This is a genomic window from Pseudomonas sp. 313, assembly GCF_000316965.1.
Taxonomy (GTDB): Bacteria; Pseudomonadota; Gammaproteobacteria; order Pseudomonadales; family Pseudomonadaceae; genus Chryseomonas; species Chryseomonas benzopyrenica.
Genome location: NZ_ANBZ01000071.1, coordinates 283,828 through 303,822, shown reverse-complemented (window position 1 = coordinate 303,822; position 19,995 = coordinate 283,828). Strand labels below are relative to the sequence as shown.

Here is a 19,995-nt window from a genome sequence, read left to right as displayed (position 1 = left end):
GCCAATCATACACCGGGGGTTGGCGATTATGTTATGTTCGATTAATATCGAAATAACGAACCAATATCTGTCCTATGGGAGACCGCTCAGATGTCCGCATTGTTCCAACCCTTCACCCTCAAGGACGTGACGCTGCGTAACCGCATCGCCATCCCGCCCATGTGCCAGTACAGCGCCGTCGATGGCGTCATCAATGACTGGCATCAGGTGCACTATGCCGGCCTGGCGCGTGGCGGTGCTGGCCTGGTCGTCGTCGAGGCCACTGCGGTCTCGCCGGAAGGCCGCATCACCCCCGGCTGCGCCGGTATCTGGTCGGACGCCCAGGCTCAGGCCTTCGTGCCGGTGGTCCAGGCGATCAAGGCCGCCGGTTCGGTGCCGGGTATCCAGATCGCCCATGCCGGTCGCAAGGCCAGTGCCAATCGTCCCTGGGAAGGCGACGACCACATCGCCGCCGACGACGCCCGTGGCTGGGACACCATCGCCGCCGACGACGCCCGTGGCTGGGACACCATCGCCCCGTCCGCGGTGGCCTTTGGTGCCAACCTGCCCAAGGTGCCCAAGGCCATGACCCTGGACGACATCGCCCGTGTCCGTCAGGACTTCGTCGATGCCGCCAAACGTGCCTATGAAGCCGGCTTCGAATGGCTGGAGCTGCACTTCGCCCATGGCTACCTGGCGCAGAGCTTCTTCTCGGTGCACTCCAACCAGCGTGACGACCAGTACGGTGGCGACCTCGCCGGCCGCAGTCGCTTCCTGCTGGAAACCCTGGCCGAGGTACGTAAGGTCTGGCCGGAGCACCTGCCGCTGACCGCCCGTTTCGGCGTGATCGAATACGACGGCCGCGATGAAGAGACCCTGGCCGAATCCATCGAGCTGGCCCAGGGCTTCAAGCGCGAAGGGCTCGACCTGCTGAGCGTCAGCATCGGTTTCTCCACCCCGACCGCCAACATCCCCTGGGGCTCGGGTCTGCTGGCGCCCATCACCGAGCAGGTACGCAAAGCCACCGGCCTCAAGGTCGCCTCGGCCTGGAACATCGATACCCCGGTTTTGGCCAACCAGGTAGTGGCCGACGGGCAATTGGATCTGGTGATGGTAGGCCGCGCCCACCTGGCCGATCCGCACTGGCCCTACTATGCAGCCAAGGCCCTGGGCGTCGACAAGCCGTCCTGGGTGCTGCCGGCGCCCTACGCCCATTGGCTGGAGCGCTATCGCACCAGCTGAGTCGGCTTAGGCTGAACGCGCAAGCCGCCCCTCGGGGCGGCTTTTTTGTGCGTATGGGATGGGGGGAGTTTTGTTGGGCTTCGCTGCGCTCAGCCCAACCTACGGTGATGGGTAGGTTGGGTGAGGTGGCTCCATCGCCGAAGCCCAACGGGCTCAGGCGTCGCGACTGTGTACCCGGCGACCTGCGGCATGGGTTTCCCGTACCACGCGGTCGTCGCCCAGGGTGGTGAGGACGAACAGGGTTTCCTCCAGGCTCTTGGACTGCTGCAGGCGGTAGTCCAGCAGCGGGGTGGCCTTGAGGTCGAGCACCACGAAGTCGGCGTCGTGGCCGGGGGCCAGGCTGCCGATGCGGTCGTCCAGGCGCAGGGCGCGGGCGCCGCCGAGGGTGGCCAGGTACAGCGACTTGAAGGGGTGCAGGCGATGGCCGCGCAGCTGTTGCACCTTGTAGGCCTCGCCGAGGGTCTGCAGCAGCGAGAAGCTGGTGCCGGCGCCGACGTCGGTACCCAGGCCGACATTGATCTTGAAGGCTTCCATCCGCTCGAGATCGAACAGGCCGCTGCCGAGGAAGAGGTTGGAGGTAGGGCAGTGGGCCACGGCCGAACCGGTCTCGTGCAGGCGCTGGCATTCGGCATCGCAGAGGTGGATGCCATGGGCGAACACCGAGCGCGGGCCGAGCAGCTGGAAGTGGTCATAAACGTCCAGGTAGTTGCTGCGCTCCGGAAACAGCGCCTTCACCCAGTCGATCTCCTTGAGGTTCTCGGAGAGATGGGTATGCAGGTAGACGTCCGGGTGCTCGGCCAGCAGGCGTCCGGCTGCTTCGAGTTGTTCCGGGGTGCTGGTCGGCGCGAAGCGCGGGGTGACCGCGTAATGTAGGCGACCCTTGCCGTGCCAGCGCTGGATCAGGGCCTTGCTGTCGGTATAGGCGGACGCGGCCGTGTCCTGCAGATAGCCCGGCGCATTGCGGTCCATCAGCACCTTGCCGGCGATCATGCGTAGATCGAGTCGTTCGGCGACCTCGAAGAAGGCATCCACCGACTGCGGATGGACGCTGCCGAACACTAGGGCGGTGGTGGTGCCATTGCGCAGCAGTTCACCGACGAAAATCTCCGCCACCTCGGCGGCCTTGGCCGGATCGGCGAAGGCACCCTCGGTGGGAAAGGTGTAGGTGTCCAGCCAATCCAGCAGCTGCTCGGCGTAGCTGGCGATCATGCCGGTCTGCGGATAGTGAATATGGGTGTCGATGAAGCCGGGGGTGATCAGGGCGTGGGGGTGCTCGATCACCGGGGTGCCGGTGGGTAGGGTGGGCAGCAGTTCGGCGGCCGGCCCCATGGCCTGGATGCGGCCGTCCTCGACCAGCAGCAGGCCGTCGGCATGGTATTCGTAGGAGGCGTCCAGCCCCACCTCGGCCGGGTCGGCAAGGCTGTGGAGCAGGGCGGCGCGATGGGCGATGGCGGTCATAGGGTTCTCTGATTGCAAAGCTAACTTGGGCTGGCGGTGACCAGGCGCAGCGGCAGATCCGTCTGCTGGGCCTGGCGACCGTAGTGGGCGATGACCTCGCCGGCCACCGCGATGGCGATCTCCAGCGGCAGCTTGCCCTGGACCTCGGGCAGGCCCAGGGGGCAGCGCACCGTGGCCAGGCGGTCGGCGCCGTGGCCACGCGCTGCGAGACGGTGGCGGAACTTGGCCCACTTGGTCCGGGAGCCGATCAGGCCGAAGTAGCCATGGTCGCCGCGAGCGAGGATGGCGTCGGTCAACTCCAGGTCCAGGGGGTGATTATGGGTCATGACGATATAGTAGGCACCCGCCGGCATGCGGGCGATCTCGTCGACTGGCTCTTCGGTGACGATCTTTGCGACGCCAGCGGGCAGCGGATCGGGAAATTCCTGGGGCCGCGAATCGACCCAGCGCACCGCGCAGGGCAAACCGGCCAGCAGCGGCACCAGGGCGCGGGCGACATGGCCGGCGCCGAAGACGATCACCGGGACGTCCTGTGCCAGCTGGGGTTCGAACAGCAGGGTGGTGACGCCCCCGCAGCACTGGCCGAGGCTGGCGGCCAGGGAGAAACGCTCCAGGCGCGGCTGGCGCGTACCGGCGGCGAGCATTTCCCGGGCGATCTCCACCGCGCGGTATTCCAGGTGGCCGCCGCCGATGGTCAGGTGCTGCTCTTCCCGGCCCACCAGCATCTTGGTGCCGGCCTCGCGGGGCGTTGAGCCCTGCTCGTCGGCCACGGTGATCAGCACGCAGGGTTCGCCGCGCGCCTCGAAGTCGGCCAGCAGGGCCAGCCAGCCACGTTTGCTGTTCATGCGGGCTCCTCCGTGGCGGGGACCGGGGCGGTCTGCAGCTCGGCGGCCAGGCGGCGCATGCGCTCCACGCCCCAGAGCACCCGTTCCGGGGTGGCCGGCGCGTCCAGCGCGGGATGGAAGCGGTAATGCGCCACGCTGGCCACGGCGTCCTGCAGGGCGCACCACACCGAGATGCCGAGCATGAAGGGCGGCTCGCCCACGGCCTTGGAGTGGAACACCGTGGCCTCGGGATTCTGGCGATTCTCCACCAGCCGTACCCGCAGATCCGGTGGCACGTCGCTCACCGCCGGAATCTTGTAGGTGGAGGGTCCGGCGGTGAGCAGCTTGCCGGCGTCGTTCCACACCAGTTCTTCCATGGTCAGCCAGCCCAGGCCCTGGACGAAGCCGCCTTCCACCTGGCCGATGTCGATGGCCGGATTCAGGGAGGCACCGACGTCGTGGAGGATGTCGGTGCGCAGCAGGCGGTATTCGCCGGTGAGGGTGTCGATCAGCACCTCGGAGCAGGCGGCGCCGAAGGCGTAGTAGTAGAAGGGCCGACCGCGGGCCTGGTCGCGGTCGTAGTGGATCTTGGGCGTGCGGTAGTAGCCGGTGCTGGACAGCGATACCTGGCCGACATAGGCCAGCTGGATCAGCTCCTCGAAGCTCAGCAGGCGATCGCGCACCCTGACAAGGCCATTGCGGAAATCGACCTCTTCGGGCCCGACGTGGAAGTGTCGACTGGCGAAATCGATCAGCCGGTCCTTGATGGTCTGAGCGGCGTTCTGTGCGGCCTTGCCGTTGAGGTCGGTGCCGCTGGAAGCGGCGGTGGGCGAGGTGTTGGGCACCTTGTCGGTGTTGGTGGCGGTGATCTGGATGCGGGCTATGTCGACCTGGAAGACCTCGGCTACCACCTGGGCGACCTTGGTGTTGAGGCCCTGGCCCATCTCGGTGCCACCGTGGTTCAGGTGGATGCTGCCGTCGGTGTAGACATTGACCAGGGCGCCGCCTTGGTTGAGAAAGGAAGAGGTGAAGGAGATGCCGAATTTCACCGGGGTCAGGGCTAGGCCCTTCTTCAGTACCGGACTGTTCCGGTTGAAGTCGCGGATGGCCTCGCGGCGGGTCTGGTAGTCGCTGCTGGCGGCGAGGTCCGCGGTCAGCTCCTCAAGCAGGTTGTCTTCCACCACCTGGTGGTAGTGGGTGAGGTTGCGCGTCTCCTTGCCGTAGTAGTTGCGCCGCCGGACCTCCAGCGGATCGAGACCGCGATGGCGGGCGATGGCGTCCATCACGTTCTCGATGGCCAACATGCCCTGGGGGCCGCCGAAGCCGCGGTAGGCGGTGTTGGACGCCAGATGGGTCTTGCATCTGTAGCCGGTGATCTGGGCGTTGCCGAGGTAGTAGGCGTTGTCGGCATGGAACATGGCGCGGTCGATGATGGCGTTGGACAGGTCCGGCGAATAGCCGCAGTTGCCCGCCAGTTCGAAGCGGATGCCCAGCAGGCGGCCGTCGTCGTCGAAGCCGACGTCGTACTCGACGTGGAAGGGATGGCGCTTGCCGGTCATGTGCATGTCTTCGAAGCGCGGCAGGCGCATCTTCACCGGGCGCCCGGTGAGATGGGCGAACACCGCGCAGAGCGCCGCCGGCATGCCGGCCTGGCTCTCCTTGCCGCCGAAGCCACCGCCCATGCGCCTCATGTCGACGGTGACCCTGTTCATCGAGACGCCCAGCACCTCGGCCACCTGTTTCTGCACCTCGGTGGGATTCTGGGTGGAGGAATAGACCAGCATGCCGCCGTCCTCGGTGGGCATCACCGAGGCCACCTGGGTTTCCAGGTAGAAGTGCTCCTGGCCGCCGATGGCCAGCTCGCCCTGCAGGCGATGGGGCGCGGCGGCCAGGGCGGCGGCGGCGTCACCGATCAGGTGGCTATGGCTGGGGGAGATGAAGTGTTCGCGCTTGAGCGCTTCCTTGACGTCGAGGATGGCCTCCAGCGGTTCGTATTCGATGAGGGCGGCCTGGGCGGCGCGGCGGGCGGCGTCCAGGCTGGTGGCGGCCACCGCCAGTACCGGCTGGCCCAGGTACTGCACCTCGCCATCGGCCAGCAGCGGATCCCCCGGCAACACGGCGCCAATGTCGAGCTGGCCAGGCACGTCGGCGGCGGTGATGGCCAGGGCCACACCGGGGATCTGGTAGCAGGGTGAGAGATCGATGTGCGTGATACGCGCATGGGCGTGCTCGCTCATCCGCGCATAGACGTGCAGCTGATTGGGAAATTCCAGGCGGTCGTCGATGTAGAGGGCTTCGCCGCTGACATGCTTGTCGGCGCTCTCGTGCTTGAGCGGCTTGCCGACGCCGGTGGCCAGGCCGGCAGCGAAGGCGGCGGCCATTTCCTCCGGGGTGCGGGCGGGCAGGGTGCTAGACATGGGCGGTGACCCTCGTGACGAGCGCGGGCTGGGTGGTCTCCAGATGACATTTGCGCAGCAGATTCTGCGCTGTCAGTAGGCGGTATTCGCGACTGGCGCGGAAATCCGACAGCGGGGCGAAATCCTCCGCCAGGGCCTGGACGGCGCGCTCGATAGATGCGGCGTTCCAGGGCTGGCCGAGCAGCGCCTGTTCGCAGCGGGCGGCGCGTTTGGGCGTGGCCGCCATGCCGCCATAGGCGATGCGCACGCTGGCGACGCGGTCCTGCTCCAGTTCCAGGGCGAAGGCGGCGCAGACCGCGGAGATGTCGTCGTCCAGGCGCTTGGACACCTTGAAGGCGCGGAAGACCAGGCCCGCGTGTGACCGTGGCACCCGTACCGCCTGGATGAATTCGCCCGGCTCCAGGGCGGTCTGGCGATAGTCGAGGAAGAAATCGTCCAGGGCCAGTTCGCGCAGGCGTTCGCCCTGGCGCAGCAGCACGTTGGCCCCGAGCGCCAGGAGCAGGGGTGGGCTGTCACCGATGGGCGAGGCATTGCCGATATTGCCGCCGAGGGTGCCCTGGTTGCGGATCTGCAAGGAGGCGAAACGCTGCAGCAGCGCACCGAAATCCGGATAGTCGGCGGCCAGGGCGGCGGCGCAGTCGGCCAGCGGGGTGGCGGCGCCGATCTCGATACATTCCTCGCTGACGGTCACGCCATGCAGCTCGGGCAGGTTGCCCAGGTAGATGAGGGTCTCCAGGCGGCGATGCTGCTGAGTGACTTCCAGGGCCAGGTCGGTACCGCCGGCCAGCAGGCGCGCCGCGGGCTGCGCCTGGTAGAGGCTGGCCAGTTCGCTCAGGGTGGTGGGGCTGTGGCAGCGCCGGTTGGCGCCTTCCAGGCGTGTGTGCGGCGCCGGCGCCAGGGCCTTGAGGCGCTCCAGGGTCTGCTGCTCCCGGGCATCGAACTGGTCCGGCTGGCGCTGGGTGCAGGCCTGTTCGGCGGCGGCCAGGATTGGCCGGTAGCCGGTGCAGCGGCAGAGATTGCCGGCCAGGGCCTCGTGGGTGGCAGCGTTATCGGGCGCGGCGACGTTCTTTTGCAAAGCGAACAGCGACATGACGAAGCCCGGCGTGCAGTAGCCACACTGGGAGCCATGGCAGTCGACCATGGCCTGCTGCACACTGTGGAGGCGGCCCTGATGCTTGAGGTCCTCCACACTGATCAGTTGCCGGCCATCCAGCGCCGCGACGAAGGTCAGGCAACTGTTGACCGTGCGATAGCGCAGCCGCTCGCCGTCGGGCTCGGCCAGCACCACGGTGCAGGCGCCACAGTCGCCCGAGGCGCAGCCTTCCTTGGTGCCGGTCTTGCCACAGTGCTCGCGCAGGTACTGCAGTACGGTAAGGTTGGGATCGAGCTGCTCTTCGACGCGCAGCTCCTGGTCCAGCAGAAACCTGATCACGGCCGCTCTCCACCTGCTCTCGAATGCCTTGATGGTGGGTAAAGCTGACCGATAGGTCAACATTTGCCCGGGCAAGTGGCCGACCTCTGTCGTTTTTGGGCAAGAGGCCTGGGCAAGGCTGCGCCGTCTTGGCGCGCCCAGCGCTCCTTTGCCCGCGGATGGTGCAAAACCAGCCGCTCTAACGCGTGTTTCTGCGGAATATTCATTCGGACGCTTCAAGGCGCTCGGGCCGATGCCGATATATAGGCAGACGATTACGGCCTGGTCGCCTGTCGTCAGCACCCTCGTACAACCCGTTGCAACAGGTCGCTACCGTGCCTACCCAACTCAACCGTGTCGCCCGTCAGGCTTCCCTTGGTTTCTTCGCCTTGGTCACCCTCATCTTTACCCTGGCCGGGTGGATGCTGTTCGACCTGTGCGCGCGCATCGACGAGCAGCAACGCCACCACAGCGAGGCGGACGCCCAGCGCGCGTTGGAAACGCGGCTGGACAGGCTTGGCCGGGTCTTGACTGACTATTCTTTCTGGATGGAAGCCTATGCACGGACCAGCAAGAAGGTCGACGTGAATTGGGCCTATGAGGAAGACAACGTCGGGCCCTCCCTTTACAGCGACTATGGCGTGAATGGCGCCTTCATCCTGGCGCCCAACGGCGTCACGCGCTACGCCGTGGTCGGCGGCGGACGCAGCAAGATGCAGCTGGATACCTGGCTGGGTGACGACCAGGCGACCCTGCTGGCCCAGGCCAGGGAGCGCTCGCTCAAGGATGGCCATGCCCAGGGCTATTTCCTGATCGAGGGCAAGCCGGCCAGCGTAATGGTCGCGGTCATCCGCCCGGATGCCACCTACCAGGACTTCAAGCGGCTGTCCTACATGGTGTTCGTCGATATCCTCACGCCGGACAAGCTCGCCCAGCTTGGCCAGACCTTCGAATTGCCCGGGCTGACCGCGGAGCCAGGGGAACTGCCCGTCGTGGCGGAGCGGCCGACCCTGGTGGTGAGGTCCGACCCGGGTATCGCGGTGACCTTTCACTGGCTGGTGCATGGCATGGGGCAGCGCCTGCTGGCGCAGTTCCTGCCGTTGCTGGCGACGATGTGTGGTCTGGCCTTGCTGCTGGTCTGGTACCTGCGTCGGCGGATCGCGCTGGCGGCGCGGCAGACGGATGTGGCCGAAGATGCCCTGAGGCATAGCGAGCAGCGCTTCCGCACCGTGTCCGAGGCGTCGTCCGACTGGATCTGGGAGAGCGACGCCGAGCAGCGGCTGGTCTATCTTTCGGAGCGTTTCGTGGCCGTCACCGGCTTCAGCCGGGAAGCCTGGCTGGGTCGCCCGTTGCACGAGCTGCTCGGCTATCCGCCGAGCCAGGTCGAGGAGGTGGCCAGGACACCGCTGGCGGCCGGCCGGACCCGGCGCCCCCTGCGCTGCGAGATGCGCGACGCCCAGGCCAAGCTCAGGTACTGCCAGTTGACGGCGCAACCCATCATCAGCGGTGGCCTGCTGGCCGGTTTTCGCGGCACCGTGTGCGATGTGACCGAGGAGATCGAGGCCAAGGCGCGCATCGAACACATCAGCCAGCACGATGCCCTCACCGGACTGGCCAACCGTCACCAGTTACACCGCTACCTGGCGCAGCGCTTCGCCGAGGGCGTCAGTGCCAGTCAGCCGCTGCACCTGTTGGCGCTGGACCTGGACCGCTTCAAGCCGGTCAACGATTCCCTCGGCCATGGCGCCGGCGATCAGGTGCTCTGTCAGGTCGCCCGAGAGCTGCGCGCCAGCGTGCGCGAGGGCGATCTGGTGGCCCGTATCGGCGGCGATGAATTCGTCATCGCGGTGAATGGCTGCCTGAGCGCCGAGCAGGTGAGCCTGCTCTGCAACCGGATGTTGGAGGGCATCGGCCGGACCATGCGCATCGACGAGCACGACATCAACATCGGTGCGAGCGTCGGCATCGCCCAGGCACCCCAGGATGGCCACAGTGCCGAGGATCTGCTGCGCTATGCCGACATCGCCCTGTACGAAGCCAAGGCGGCGGGGCGTAACACCCTGAGATTCTATGAGCCCACCATGAACCAGCGCATCCTCGCGCGGCGTCAGCTGGAGACCGAGTTGCGCCTGGGATTGCAGCGGCTTGAGTTCGAGCTGGATTTCCAGCCGCGTTTCGACGCCAGCAGCCAGCGCCTGCTGGGCGCCGAGGCCCTGGTGCGCTGGAATCATCCCATCCGTGGCCGCCTGGCGCCTGCCGAGTTCATCGGGGTGGCGGAGGAGACCGGGCTGATCCTGGGCCTGAGCGACTGGGTGTTGCAGGAGGCTTGCAGCCAGGCGATGGACTGGTCGCCGGAGTTGATCGTGTCCATCAACCTGTCACCGCTGGAGTTCCAGCGCGACGATCTGGTCGCCCGGATCCACAAGGTGCTCGAGCGCACCGGCATCGACCCGGCACGGGTCGAGCTGGAGCTGACCGAGAACGTCTTGCTGGATGACGCGGCGGGTGCCCTGGAGTTGATGAAGAAACTCAAGGCGCTGGGCGTGCGGCTGTCGATGGACGACTTCGGCACCGGCTATTCCTCGCTGAGCTATCTGCGCACCTATCCCTTCGACTGTCTGAAGATCGACCGCAGCTTCGTCTCCAACATCGAGGTGAGCGAAAGCAACGCGGCCATCGTCGAGGCGATCGTCAGCATGGGACGGGCACTGTCGCTGACGGTGGTGGCCGAGGGGATCGAGACTGCCGGCCAGCTGGCGCGCATCGCCGATCTCAAGTGCGACCAGGCCCAGGGCTTCCATCTGCAGCGGCCGTTGTCCCAGGCGCGTTTCGCGGCCTTGCGGCAGGAGCAGTCACAGCCGCGGGAAGCGTCGAACGATGCCAGCCGCACCTTGGTAGTCGCTGGGCCCTAAGCGGAATCCAGGGCCGCACCCAGCAGCAATGCCGCGAGCACCAGAAACAGCCCACCTGCCACCTGGTTCAGGCGCGCGAGGGTGGTACCCGAGGTCAGGCGGCCATTCAAGGCCGTCACTGCCGCGGCGTAGCTGCAGTGAATGATGAGGCTCAACAGGCAGAAGCTTGCCACGAGCGCCGCCAACTGCGGCAGCACCGGGCGGTCGGCCTGGATGAAGGGCGGAAACAGCGCCAGAAAGAAGATGATCAGCTTGGGGTTGGTGAGGGACACCAGCAAGCCCTGCAGGAGGTGTCTGCCAACGCAGACCGAAGGCCGAGTGGCGGCAGGCTGCCGGCCTTGGGCCGCGGGACTGCGCAGACGCCGCAGCCCCAGCCAACCCAGGTAGAGCGCGCCGACCAGCTGCAACCCCTGCAGGGTCCTTGGCGAGCTGCTCACCAGGGCGCCGAGCGCGGTGCTGGTCAGGATGGCCACCAGCAGTATGCCCAGCACCACCCCGAGGATGCCCGGCAGGGCGCCGCGCAGCCGCAGCTGCAGCGCATTGGTGATCGTGAGCAGTACGCCCGGGCCGGGGCTGGCGATGGTGAGGCCGCACAGCAGGAGGTAGAGGGCGAAGTGTTGCATTGACGTGTCTTAACCTGCTGGCATGGGACGACCGGAATGGCTGTCTACCTAGGGAGCTGACCGGTGCCGGCCATGGGTATCCAGTATGGCCGGCCGGCTTGCAGGGGTCGCGATGCAGAATCCCGGCTTTTGTACCGGACAGCCGCTCGGGCTGGCCAGGTGCAGCAGGTGCCGTCTTCTTCTATCTCAGGCTCAGGGCGGCGGGGGAAGCGGATTGCCAGCCTCCGCCCAACGCCTTGAAGGTGCTTATTGCCGCCTGTGCGGCTGCCGTTTGCGCCTGGGCACGCGCATCGGCCGTGCGTAGCAGGCGTTCATCGGCCTGCAGAACATCGACCAGGGGCAGCACGCCCTTCTGGTAGGCGAGAGCGGCGGCCTGGCGGGCTTGGCTGAGCGAGGCCTCGCCCGCCGTCAGCAGAGTGACCTGCTCTTCGCGCTTCAACTGGCCGGTCAGGGCATCTTCCACGTCTTCGGTGGCGCGCAATGCCGCCAGCCGATAGGCCGCCAGCGATTCTGCGCGCTGTCCCTCGGCCGCCTGGATCTGCGCATCGATCCGGCCGAAGTCGAACAGCCGCCAGCGTACGCCCAGGGCAACGAGCGCCTGATTGGCGTCGTGGCTGAAGAGATTGCCACTGGAAATCGTGGTGGCGCTCCCGAGCAGAGCGCTCAGGGAGATCTTGGGATAGTACTCGGCCATTGCGGCGCCGATCCGGGCATTGGCGGCGGCCAGGCGGCGCTCGGCCGCGATCAGGTCCGGACGTCGACGGAGCAGGTCGGCGGGCGTGCCTGCCGTTTCGAGGCGGGGGGCGTCGGGAATGGACGCGGCGCCAGCCAGTTGGGTACGCCAGGTGCCAGGTGGCGCCGCCAGCATCACGTCCAGTGCATTCATGGCCCGCTCCAGCGAGAACTCCAGGCCGGGTATCGAGGCCTGGACCTCGGCCAAGCCTCCTTCGGCCTGGCGTAGCTCTCGGTCGGTCGCCAGGTCCTTGCCGTTCAGTAGCCTGACCATCGACAGCAAGCCCTGCTGGGTGTCCACCTGATGGCGAGCGATCGCCAGGCGTGTCTGCAGTCCGCGGATGTCGACATAGAGATCGGCGGTCTGGGCAGCCACGGCAAGGCGCACGGCACGGGCACCCGCCACGCTGGCCTGGTAGTCGGCCTGGGCGGCTTCACTACTTCGGCGCAGACCGCCAAACACATCAAGCTCCCAGCTTGAGTCAAGATTGGCCTCATAGGAAGAACCGCTCCTGGCGTAGCCGGGCGCTGAATCGAGCACCCGTCCAAGCGGTGTTTCCAGCGACTGATAGGCACGACCGGCTTGGCCACCAAGATCGCCTGCCGGCAATAGCGCGGCATCGGCTGCCCTAAGGCCAGCGCGAGCCTGGGTAATGCGTGCGCTGGCTTGCGCCAGATCGAGATTCTGCGCGAGGGCCTGGTTTACCAGGCGGCTCAGGAGCGGATCGTTGAAACGGTCCCACCAGCCAGCCAGCGCCTGATCGGCCAGGGGCGCTGGCATCGGCTCCCGCTGGAAGTTTGCTGGAAGCGCAACTTCAGGGGCGCGGTAGTCAGGCCCCACCGTACAGCCGCTCGCCAGGGTGGCGCTGGCGAGCAGAATAATCTGGAGTCTGGAACGCATGGGCTTTTATCCTGAGCAACGCCTGAACGGTTTTGGTGACTAAAGTGTATATTGGTCACCTTCCGCATCATTTTGCAACTGCCGGAACACCCAACCTCATGACTACCGAATCCGTTTCTCCTGGCCAAGCTCGTGGACCGGCCGAGCACGACGTTCGCCACCAGATCATGGTGGCAGCGAAAGACCACTTCAGCCACTACGGCTACGAGAAAACCACGGTGTCCGAACTCGCCCGGAGCATCGGGTTTTCCAAGGCCTACATTTACAAGTTCTTCGATTCGAAGCAGGCGATTGGCGAGGCCATCTGTGCGGATTGCCTGAGCGGAATCGAGGCAGAGGCCAGGGCCGCGGTGGCCTCGGCTACCCAAGCCCCCGAAAAGTTGAGAAGGCTGTTTCAGAGCCTTCCGGCGGCAACCCTGCGGCTGTTTTCAGACGATCGAAAGCTTTACGAAATCGCCATTTCTGCGGCGTCGGGCCGCTGGCCGGCCACGATCAGCTACGAAGCGCGGATGCAGGAGCTCCTCAAGGAGATCCTGGTGCAGGGCCGCGGGGAAGGACAGTTCGAGCGCAAGACGCCGATCGACGATGTGACGATGGCGACCTATCTCGTGTTGCGACCCTATCTGAATCCGCTGATGCTCCAGCACAGCTTCGAGCATTTCGATGTCGCTCTTACCCAGCTGTCCAACCTGGTGCTGCGTAGCCTCTCGCCCTAAATTGTTTAGTGACTATTGACTAAAATGGTCACTAGTATCAAATTGCGCGCTCTGCTGGCATCCTCTCGGAGCTTCCATGTTCGCGCGCCGTCTGCTTTCCACCGCTGTGGGGGCTACCGTCCTTTCGCTGTCCCTTGGCGGTTGCAACGCCCCTTCCCAGGGCGATCCCCGCACGCAGGCGCCTTTGGTGCGAGCTGCGGTGGCGGAGCCCGCCGAGAGCGCTGGTCGTACCTTTACCGGTATCGTCGCCGCGCGGATCCAGAGCGATCTGGGCTTCCGCGTGACAGGCAAGGTCGCCGAACGGCTGGTGGACATCGGTGAAACCGTCAAGCGCGGGCAGCCGCTGCTGAAGCTTGATCCCATCGATCTGCAACTGGCCCTGCAGGCGCAGCGCGAGATCGTGGCCGCTGCCCAGGCGCGGGCCCGCCAGGCGGCGGACGATGAGGCGCGCTACCGGGATCTACGGGGCACGGGGGCGATCTCGGTCTCCGGCTACGATCAGATCAAGGCTGCGGCGGATACGGCCAGGGCCCAGCTCAAGGCTGCCGAAGCCCAGGCGGAAGTCGCCCTCAACGCCAGCCGTTATACCGTCCTGGTGGCCGATGCGGATGGCACCGTGGTCGATACCCTGGCCGAGCCCGGGCAGGTCGTAGCCGCTGGACAGAGCGTGGTGCGCCTGGCTCGTGCGGGCGCCCGGGAGGTCGTCGTCCAGCTGCCGGAGACCTTGCGTCCGACGCTTGGCTCCGTGGCCCAAGCCAGCCGTCTGGGCGCTACGGAACAGCCGGGACCGGCACGGCTGCGGCAGTTATCCGATAGCACCGACCGCGAGACGCGTACCTTCGAGGCGCGCTATGTGCTCGAAGGGACGCTGGCCAGTGCGCCCCTGGGCACCACCGTGAGACTGCGTATTCCGGAAGAGTCCGTGCCGCGGGCGAATGCCTTGCAGGTGCCGTTGGGCGCCCTGTACGACGCGGGCAAAGGCGCGGGGGTCTGGCGTATCCAGGGCTCGCCCGAGCAGGTCGCCTGGGTACCCGTGCAGATTCGTCAGGTATCGGATGACACTGCCTTGGTGGAGGGGCCGCTGCAGCGGGGTGACCGGATCGTAGCCCTCGGCGTTCATCTGCTCCACGAAGGCCAGACGATCCGCTTGGCCACAGCTGCCAACAGTGCCCTGGAAGGTAAGCAGCCGTGAGCGACAGCCGATTCAATCTGTCGGCGCTGGCCGTCCGCGAGCGCTCCATCACCCTGTTTCTGATTCTGCTGATCTCGGTCGGCGGGGTACTGTCGTTCTTCAAGCTGGGCCGGGCGGAAGATCCGGCCTTCACGGTCAAGGTCATGACTATCGTCACGGCCTGGCCGGGTGCCACGGCGCAGGAGATGCAGGATCAGGTCGCCGAGAAGCTGGAAAAGCGTCTGCAGGAATTGCGCTGGTACGAGCGCTCGGAAACCTATACCCGTCCGGGCTTGGCCTTTACCACCCTGACGCTGCTCGACAGCACACCGCCGGCCGAGGTGCCGGAGGAGTTCTACCAGGCGCGCAAGAAGATCAGTGACGAAGCCAAGACCTTGCCCGCCGGGGTGATCGGGCCAATGGTCAACGATGAATACGCCGACGTCACCTTCGCGCTCTTCGCACTCAAGGCCCGGGGCGAGCCGCAACGGCTGCTGGCACGCGAGGCGGAAACGCTGCGCCAGCGTCTGCTGCATGTACCGGGGGTCAAGAAGGTCAATATCCTGGGTGAGCAGACCGAGCGCATCTATGTGGAGTTTTCCCACGATCGCCTGGCGACCCTGGGCGTGGCACCGCAGGACATCTTCGCCGCGCTCAATGCCCAGAATGTCCTGACGCCCGCGGGCTCCATCGAAACCCGCGGCCCCGAGGTCTTTGTCCGTCTGGATGGCGCCTTCGAGCAGCTCGATGCCATCCGCGACACCCCGGTGATCGTCAAGGGCCGCACCTTCAAACTGGCAGACATCGCGACGGTGACGCGTGGCTATGAGGACCCCGCCACCTTCCTTATCCGCAGCGGTGGCGAGCCGGCGCTGCTGCTTGGCATCGTCATGCGCGACGGCTGGAATGGCCTGGATCTCGGCAAGTCACTCGAAAGCGAAGTCGGCGCCATAAACGCTGAGATGCCTTTGGGCATGAGCCTGACCAAGGTGACCGATCAGGCGGTCAACATCGCCTCGTCGGTCGATGAGTTCATGGTCAAGTTTTTCGTTGCGCTGCTGGTGGTCATGGTGGTGTGTTTCGTCAGCATGGGCTGGCGGGTGGGCATCGTCGTGGCCGCTGCGGTACCCCTGACGCTGGCCGCTGTCTTCCTGATTATGGCCGCCACAGGCAAGAATTTCGATCGCATTACCCTAGGCTCGTTGATCCTGGCCCTGGGGCTGCTGGTGGACGATGCCATCATCGCCATTGAGATGATGGTGGTGAAGATGGAGGAGGGCTATAGCCGGGTCAAGGCGTCGGCCTATGCCTGGAGCCATACCGCCGCCCCCATGCTGGCCGGCACCCTGGTAACGGCCGTGGGCTTCATGCCCAATGGCTTCGCCCGCTCAACCGCAGGCGAATACACCAGCAACATGTTCTGGATCGTCGGCATCGCGCTGGTCACCTCCTGGGTCGTGGCGGTGGTGTTCACGCCCTACCTGGGCGTCAAGCTGCTGCCAGAGACCAAGACCGTCGAGGGTGGCCACACCGCGCTTTACGACACGCCGCGCTACCACCGCTTCCGCCGCGTTCTCGGCCAGGTGATTGCGCGCAAGTGGCTGGTCGCGCTGCTGGTGATCGGCCTGTTCGTGGCCGCCATCCTGGGCATGGCTGTCGTCAAGAAGCAGTTCTTTCCCATCTCCGATCGCCCCGAGGTGATGGTGGAGGTGCAGATGCCCTATGGCACCTCGATCACCGAGACCGAGCGGGCGACGGCCGAGGTCGAGGCCTGGCTCGCTCAGCAGGACGATGCCCGAATCGTGACCTCGTACATCGGGCAGGGCGCACCGCGCTTCTTCCTGGCGATGAGCCCGGAACTGCCGGATCCGTCCTTCGCCAAGATCATCATCCGCACCGACAACCCGGAGGCACGCGAATCGCTCAAGTTGCGCCTGCGCGAGGCAATTGCCGCTGGGCTTGCGCCCGAAGCACGACTGCGGATCACCCAGCTGGTGTTTGGGCCCTATTCACCGTTCCCGGTCGCCTACCGGGTCAGCGGCCCTGATCCGCAGGTGCTGCGTCGGGTGGCAGGGGAGGTGGAGCAGGTGATGCGTGCAAGTCCGCTGATGCGCACCGTCAACACCGACTGGGGCACCCGTACGCCGGTGCTGCGCTTCAGGTTGCAGCAGGATCGCCTGCAGGCCATGGGACTGAGCTCCAGCGCCATCGCGCAGCAGCTGCAATTCCTGCTCAGCGGCGTGCCGGTTACGGCGGTGCGCGAAGACATCCGTACCGTCCAGGTGGTGGCGCGCGCGGCGGGCGACGTTCGTCTCGATCCTGCGCGGTTGGGCGATCTCACGCTAGTTGGGGCTCAGGGCCAACGCATTCCGCTGTCGCAGATCGGCGATCTGGAGGTGCAGCTGGAAGAGCCGCTCATGCGGCGGCGCGATCGGGTGCCGACGATCACCGTGCGCGGTGATATCGCCGAAGAGCTGCAACCGCCGGACGTTTCCACCGCCGTGCTCCAGCAGCTGCAGCCGATCATCCAGCGGTTGCCGGCGGGCTATCGGATCGTACAGGCGGGCGCCATCGAGGAGTCGGGCAAGGCGATGGCGGCGATGCTGCCGATCTTCCCGCTGATGATCGCCTTGACGCTGCTCATCATCATCCTGCAGGTGCGTTCCATGGCCGCGATGATCATGGTCTTCCTGACCAGTCCCCTGGGGCTGATCGGGGTGGTACCGACCCTGATCCTGTTTCAGCAACCCTTCGGCATCAATGCCCTGGTCGGGCTGATCGCGCTGTCGGGCATCCTGATGCGCAACACCCTGATCCTGATCGGCCAGATCCATCAGAACGAACAGGACGGCCTGCCGCCCTTCCAGGCGGTGGTCGAGGCGACCGTGCAGCGCGCAAGACCGGTGATCCTCACGGCGCTGGCGGCGGTGCTGGCCTTCATCCCCCTTACCCATTCGGTGTTCTGGGGCACCCTGGCCTATACCCTCATCGGCGGCACCCTCGCGGGTACCGTGCTTACCCTGGTGTTCCTGCCGGCGATGTATGCCATCTGGTTCAGGATCAAGCCATCTCCTGAGCACGGCTGATCACTTCCGTCCCCTTCATTCCACTCAAAGGCACCGACATGTCGAAAGCAGAAGTTGTCCTCATCACCGGGGTGTCGTCTGGCATCGGACGCGCTACCGCCATCCGATTGGCAGCGCGCGGGTGCCGGGTGTTCGGAACGGTTCGTAACCAGCAAGCCGCCCAGGCCATCCCGGGTGTGGAACTCGTCGAAATGGACGTCCGCGATGAAGACTCGGTACGGCGCGGCACCGCCGCCATCATCGCGCGGGCCGGACGGATCGATGTCCTTATCAACAGTGCCAGGGGGACATTGCTCGGCGCGCTGGAAGAGACGTCGATCGGCGAAGCCCGGAGCCTGTTCGACACCAACGTCTTCGGCCTCCTGCGTACGATCCAGGCGGTGCTGCCGCACATGCGTGCGCAAGGCGCCGGCCGCATCGTCAATGTCAGCTCCGTGCTGGGCTTCCTGCCGGCGCCGTACATGGCGCTCTATGCGGCCTCCAAGCATGCGGTGGAAGGGCTTTCGGAAACGCTGGACCACGAGGTTCGCCAGTTCGGGATTCGCGTGGCCTTGGTCGAGCCCTCGTTTACCCGGACGAACCTGGATCTCAACGCGCCCCAGACCGCCGTCAAGATCCCGGAGTACCAACAACAGTTTGAATTGGTCGCCCACGCCATCCAAAAGAATGTGCAGAAGGCACCCGATCCCGATGGTGTAGCCGGCACGATCGTCGATGCCGCGCTGGGCGCTTGGAAGATGCGGAACACCCCCAAAGGAGAGGCAACGCTCCTGTCCAGGCTGCGTCGCTTCATGCCAGCCGGTCCCGTCGAGAAGGGCTTGCGAAAGACCTTCGGGCTGGCCTGACCGGATACGCGCCAACCTGCGGGCCACCTCCCTTGCAGGACACGCCCTTGAGTCCAATGAGCGAAGACATCCCATGACCCACCTGGACAGCACCCGTACCGACGTGCCACCGGCCCCCGGCGAAAATGCATCGACAGGTGTGGCGGCCGGTACGCCGTCACCCTGGCCGGTGTTCTGGGTGGCCGCCATCGCGGTATTTCTCGTAGCCATGGATGGCACCATGCTGTTCGCGGCGTTCAGCGCCCTGCGGGACGGTTTCGCGGACGCGACGCCGGCAGATCTTTCCTGGGTACTCAACGCCTACACGGTGGTCTACGCGGCCATGCTCATTCCGTCCGGTGGCTTGGCGGACCGGCATGGACGCAAGAAGGTATTCCTCGCCGGGGTCTGGCTGTTCGTGGGAGCGTCCGTTGCGTGCGGCTTGTCAGGGAGCGTGGAGTGGCTGGTGGCGGCAAGGGTGCTGCAAGCCATGGGCGCTGCCTTGCTCACGCCCGCGTCGCTGTCGCTGGTGCTGGCTGCCTTTCCGGTCACCAAACGCGCGGTGGCGGTAAGCCTATGGGGGGCGGTGGGGGGCCTGGCCGCGGCTGTCGGTCCCAGCCTGGGCTCCTTCGTCGTTGCCTCGCTCGGTTGGCAGTGGGCGTTCTACCTGAATGTACCCCTGGGCCTCTTCGCGCTCTGGCGCGGAGCGAGGATGCTGACGGAGACGAAGCAACAGACCGAGGGGCGACCGCTGGACCTGGTGGGCATGGGCTTGCTGGTGGTGGGCATCGGTGCCCTGGCGTTATCCCTCGTGCAGTCCGACTCTCCGGCCTGGTCACGGCAGGCGCTGCTGGGCGCACTGGGCATCGGGCTGGCGTGCCTGATCGGATTCGTGGTCTGGGCGCGCTTCACCGCCGCCCCTTTGGTGGATCTGCGCCTCTTTCACAACCGCACCTACAGCTACGTCAATCTCGCGACCCTGAGCTTCGGCATCGCGTTTTCGATGATGTTCTTCGCCTTCTTCTTCTACATGAGCGCGATCTGGAAGTACCCGCTGCCCCTGGCCGGTCTGGCCATGATGCCGGGACCGCTGTTGGTGGTACCCACCGCTGCACTGTCGGGCCGGGTAGCGAGCCGTTATGGCCACCGCCGGCTGCTGCTGATCGGGTGCCTGGTCTATGCCATGAGCGGACTGTGGTTCCTCCTGGTTCCAGGGCTCGAGCCCGCCTACCTGACACAGTGGCTGCCGGGCATGGTGCTCAGTGGCGTGGGCGTCGGCCTGGTGCTGCCCTCGCTGGCGGGCGCAGCGGTCAGTCGCCTGGCCGCCGATCACTACGCCGTGGGCGGTGCCATCAACCAGGCCATCCGCCAGATCGGATCGGTCATGGGCGTGGCCTTGACCGTCCTGCTCCTCGGCAGTCCCAACCTGCAACGCGCTGACTTCGATTCCGTTTATCTGTGCCATATCGGTTTGGCGCTACTCACCGCAGCTCTCTGTATCCCGGTCAACACGCTGCCTGCGGCCGCACCTGTCCGCAATCCAGATAAGCGCTAGGTAACCTGGAGGTGGATCGTGCGAAAGGCATTCAGATACCGCCTTGGAGACCTTCAGCCGTCATCTCCCTAACAGGAGCATCGGGCATACGCGCCTTGATCGGGCGCGAACAAGACACGAGGCCGCCCGCAGGCGCTTCGTCCA

General features: G+C 65.9%; 13 protein-coding genes. 7 read left to right on the top strand and 6 right to left on the bottom strand.

The genetic code is table 11. The features are described 5' to 3' along the window. Positions 1-90: 90 nt before the first annotated feature. Positions 91-1,221, top strand: coding sequence for an NADH:flavin oxidoreductase/NADH oxidase (locus C722_RS0115790; protein WP_017641440.1), 1,131 nt, complete (start codon positions 91-93; stop codon positions 1,219-1,221). A gap of 153 nt (positions 1,222-1,374) precedes the next feature. On the opposite strand, the gene guaD is transcribed toward C722_RS0115790, so the two are convergent. Genes guaD through xdhA form a run of 4 tightly spaced genes read right to left on the bottom strand, consistent with a single transcriptional unit; the run spans position 1,375 to position 7,352 of the window. Further along, the gene (gene guaD / locus C722_RS0115785) at positions 1,375-2,679 is read right to left on the bottom strand and encodes a guanine deaminase (RefSeq protein ID WP_017641439.1); all 1,305 of its coding nucleotides are present in this window, start codon (positions 2,677-2,679) and stop codon (positions 1,375-1,377) included. A 20-nt stretch (positions 2,680-2,699) separates the two neighbouring features. Further along, a complete protein-coding gene (gene xdhC / locus C722_RS0115780; protein WP_017641438.1) occupies positions 2,700-3,524 on the bottom strand; it encodes a xanthine dehydrogenase accessory protein XdhC in 825 nt (274 codons plus the stop codon). Further along, on the bottom strand, positions 3,521-5,920 hold the full coding sequence (gene xdhB, locus C722_RS0115775) for a xanthine dehydrogenase molybdopterin binding subunit (RefSeq protein ID WP_017641437.1): 2,400 nt from the start codon (positions 5,918-5,920) through the stop codon (positions 3,521-3,523). The genes xdhC and xdhB overlap by 4 nt, the downstream gene beginning before the upstream one ends. Then, complete coding sequence (gene xdhA, locus C722_RS0115770; protein WP_017641436.1) at positions 5,913-7,352, bottom strand: xanthine dehydrogenase small subunit; 1,440 nt, start codon at positions 7,350-7,352, stop codon at positions 5,913-5,915. Before xdhA ends, xdhB begins: the two co-directional genes overlap by 8 nt. Positions 7,353-7,666: 314 nt before the next feature. On the opposite strand from xdhA, the gene C722_RS0115765 reads away from it, so the two are divergent. Further along, positions 7,667-10,243, top strand: coding sequence for an EAL domain-containing protein (locus tag C722_RS0115765; protein WP_017641435.1), 2,577 nt, complete (start codon positions 7,667-7,669; stop codon positions 10,241-10,243). Here the strand turns inward: C722_RS0115765 and C722_RS0115760 are convergent. Together C722_RS0115760 and C722_RS0115755 are read right to left on the bottom strand one after the other, a co-directional pair. Then, entirely contained in the window at positions 10,240-10,866 is a 627-nt protein-coding gene (locus C722_RS0115760; RefSeq protein ID WP_017641434.1) for a LysE family translocator, read from the bottom strand. The genes C722_RS0115765 and C722_RS0115760 overlap by 4 nt on opposite strands. Before the next feature lie 181 nt (positions 10,867-11,047). Continuing rightward, positions 11,048-12,499, bottom strand: a complete 1,452-nt coding sequence (locus C722_RS0115755; protein ID WP_026083886.1) for an efflux transporter outer membrane subunit — start codon at positions 12,497-12,499, stop codon at positions 11,048-11,050. A gap of 98 nt (positions 12,500-12,597) precedes the next feature. On the opposite strand from C722_RS0115755, the gene C722_RS0115750 reads away from it, so the two are divergent. The 5 genes from C722_RS0115750 (at position 12,598) to C722_RS0115730 (ending at position 19,851) form a co-directional block, all read left to right on the top strand. Then, positions 12,598-13,215 carry a TetR/AcrR family transcriptional regulator gene (locus C722_RS0115750; RefSeq protein ID WP_017641432.1) on the top strand — a complete coding sequence of 206 codons (618 nt, stop codon included), beginning with the start codon at positions 12,598-12,600 and terminating at the stop codon, positions 13,213-13,215. Between the two features lie 76 nt (positions 13,216-13,291). Then, positions 13,292-14,407 (top strand): efflux RND transporter periplasmic adaptor subunit, encoded by a 1,116-nt coding sequence (locus tag C722_RS0115745; protein WP_017641431.1) that lies wholly within the window; start codon positions 13,292-13,294, stop codon positions 14,405-14,407. Next, positions 14,404-17,472, top strand: coding sequence for an efflux RND transporter permease subunit (locus C722_RS0115740; protein ID WP_017641430.1), 3,069 nt, complete (start codon positions 14,404-14,406; stop codon positions 17,470-17,472). The genes C722_RS0115745 and C722_RS0115740 overlap by 4 nt, the downstream gene beginning before the upstream one ends. A 38-nt stretch (positions 17,473-17,510) precedes the next feature. After that, positions 17,511-18,317 carry an oxidoreductase gene (locus C722_RS0115735; RefSeq protein WP_017641429.1) on the top strand — a complete coding sequence of 269 codons (807 nt, stop codon included), beginning with the start codon at positions 17,511-17,513 and terminating at the stop codon, positions 18,315-18,317. Between the two features lie 73 nt (positions 18,318-18,390). After that, positions 18,391-19,851 (top strand): DHA2 family efflux MFS transporter permease subunit, encoded by a 1,461-nt coding sequence (locus tag C722_RS0115730; RefSeq protein ID WP_017641428.1) that lies wholly within the window; start codon positions 18,391-18,393, stop codon positions 19,849-19,851. Positions 19,852-19,995 lie beyond the last annotated feature (144 nt).

What these genes read in the sequence shown, in the direction of transcription:
- C722_RS0115790 (WP_017641440.1), top strand. Translation starts at nt 91, where the DNA reads ATGTCCGCATTGTTCCAACCCTTCACCCTCAAGGACGTGACGCTGCGT.
- guaD (WP_017641439.1), bottom strand. Translation starts at nt 2,679, where the DNA reads ATGACCGCCATCGCCCATCGCGCCGCCCTGCTCCACAGCCTTGCCGAC.
- xdhC (WP_017641438.1), bottom strand. Translation starts at nt 3,524, where the DNA reads ATGAACAGCAAACGTGGCTGGCTGGCCCTGCTGGCCGACTTCGAGGCG.
- xdhB (WP_017641437.1), bottom strand. Translation starts at nt 5,920, where the DNA reads ATGTCTAGCACCCTGCCCGCCCGCACCCCGGAGGAAATGGCCGCCGCC.
- C722_RS0115760 (WP_017641434.1), bottom strand. Translation starts at nt 10,866, where the DNA reads ATGCAACACTTCGCCCTCTACCTCCTGCTGTGCGGCCTCACCATCGCC.
- C722_RS0115755 (WP_026083886.1), bottom strand. Translation starts at nt 12,499, where the DNA reads ATGCGTTCCAGACTCCAGATTATTCTGCTCGCCAGCGCCACCCTGGCG.
- C722_RS0115750 (WP_017641432.1), top strand. Translation starts at nt 12,598, where the DNA reads ATGACTACCGAATCCGTTTCTCCTGGCCAAGCTCGTGGACCGGCCGAG.
- C722_RS0115745 (WP_017641431.1), top strand. Translation starts at nt 13,292, where the DNA reads ATGTTCGCGCGCCGTCTGCTTTCCACCGCTGTGGGGGCTACCGTCCTT.
- C722_RS0115735 (WP_017641429.1), top strand. Translation starts at nt 17,511, where the DNA reads ATGTCGAAAGCAGAAGTTGTCCTCATCACCGGGGTGTCGTCTGGCATC.
- C722_RS0115730 (WP_017641428.1), top strand. Translation starts at nt 18,391, where the DNA reads ATGACCCACCTGGACAGCACCCGTACCGACGTGCCACCGGCCCCCGGC.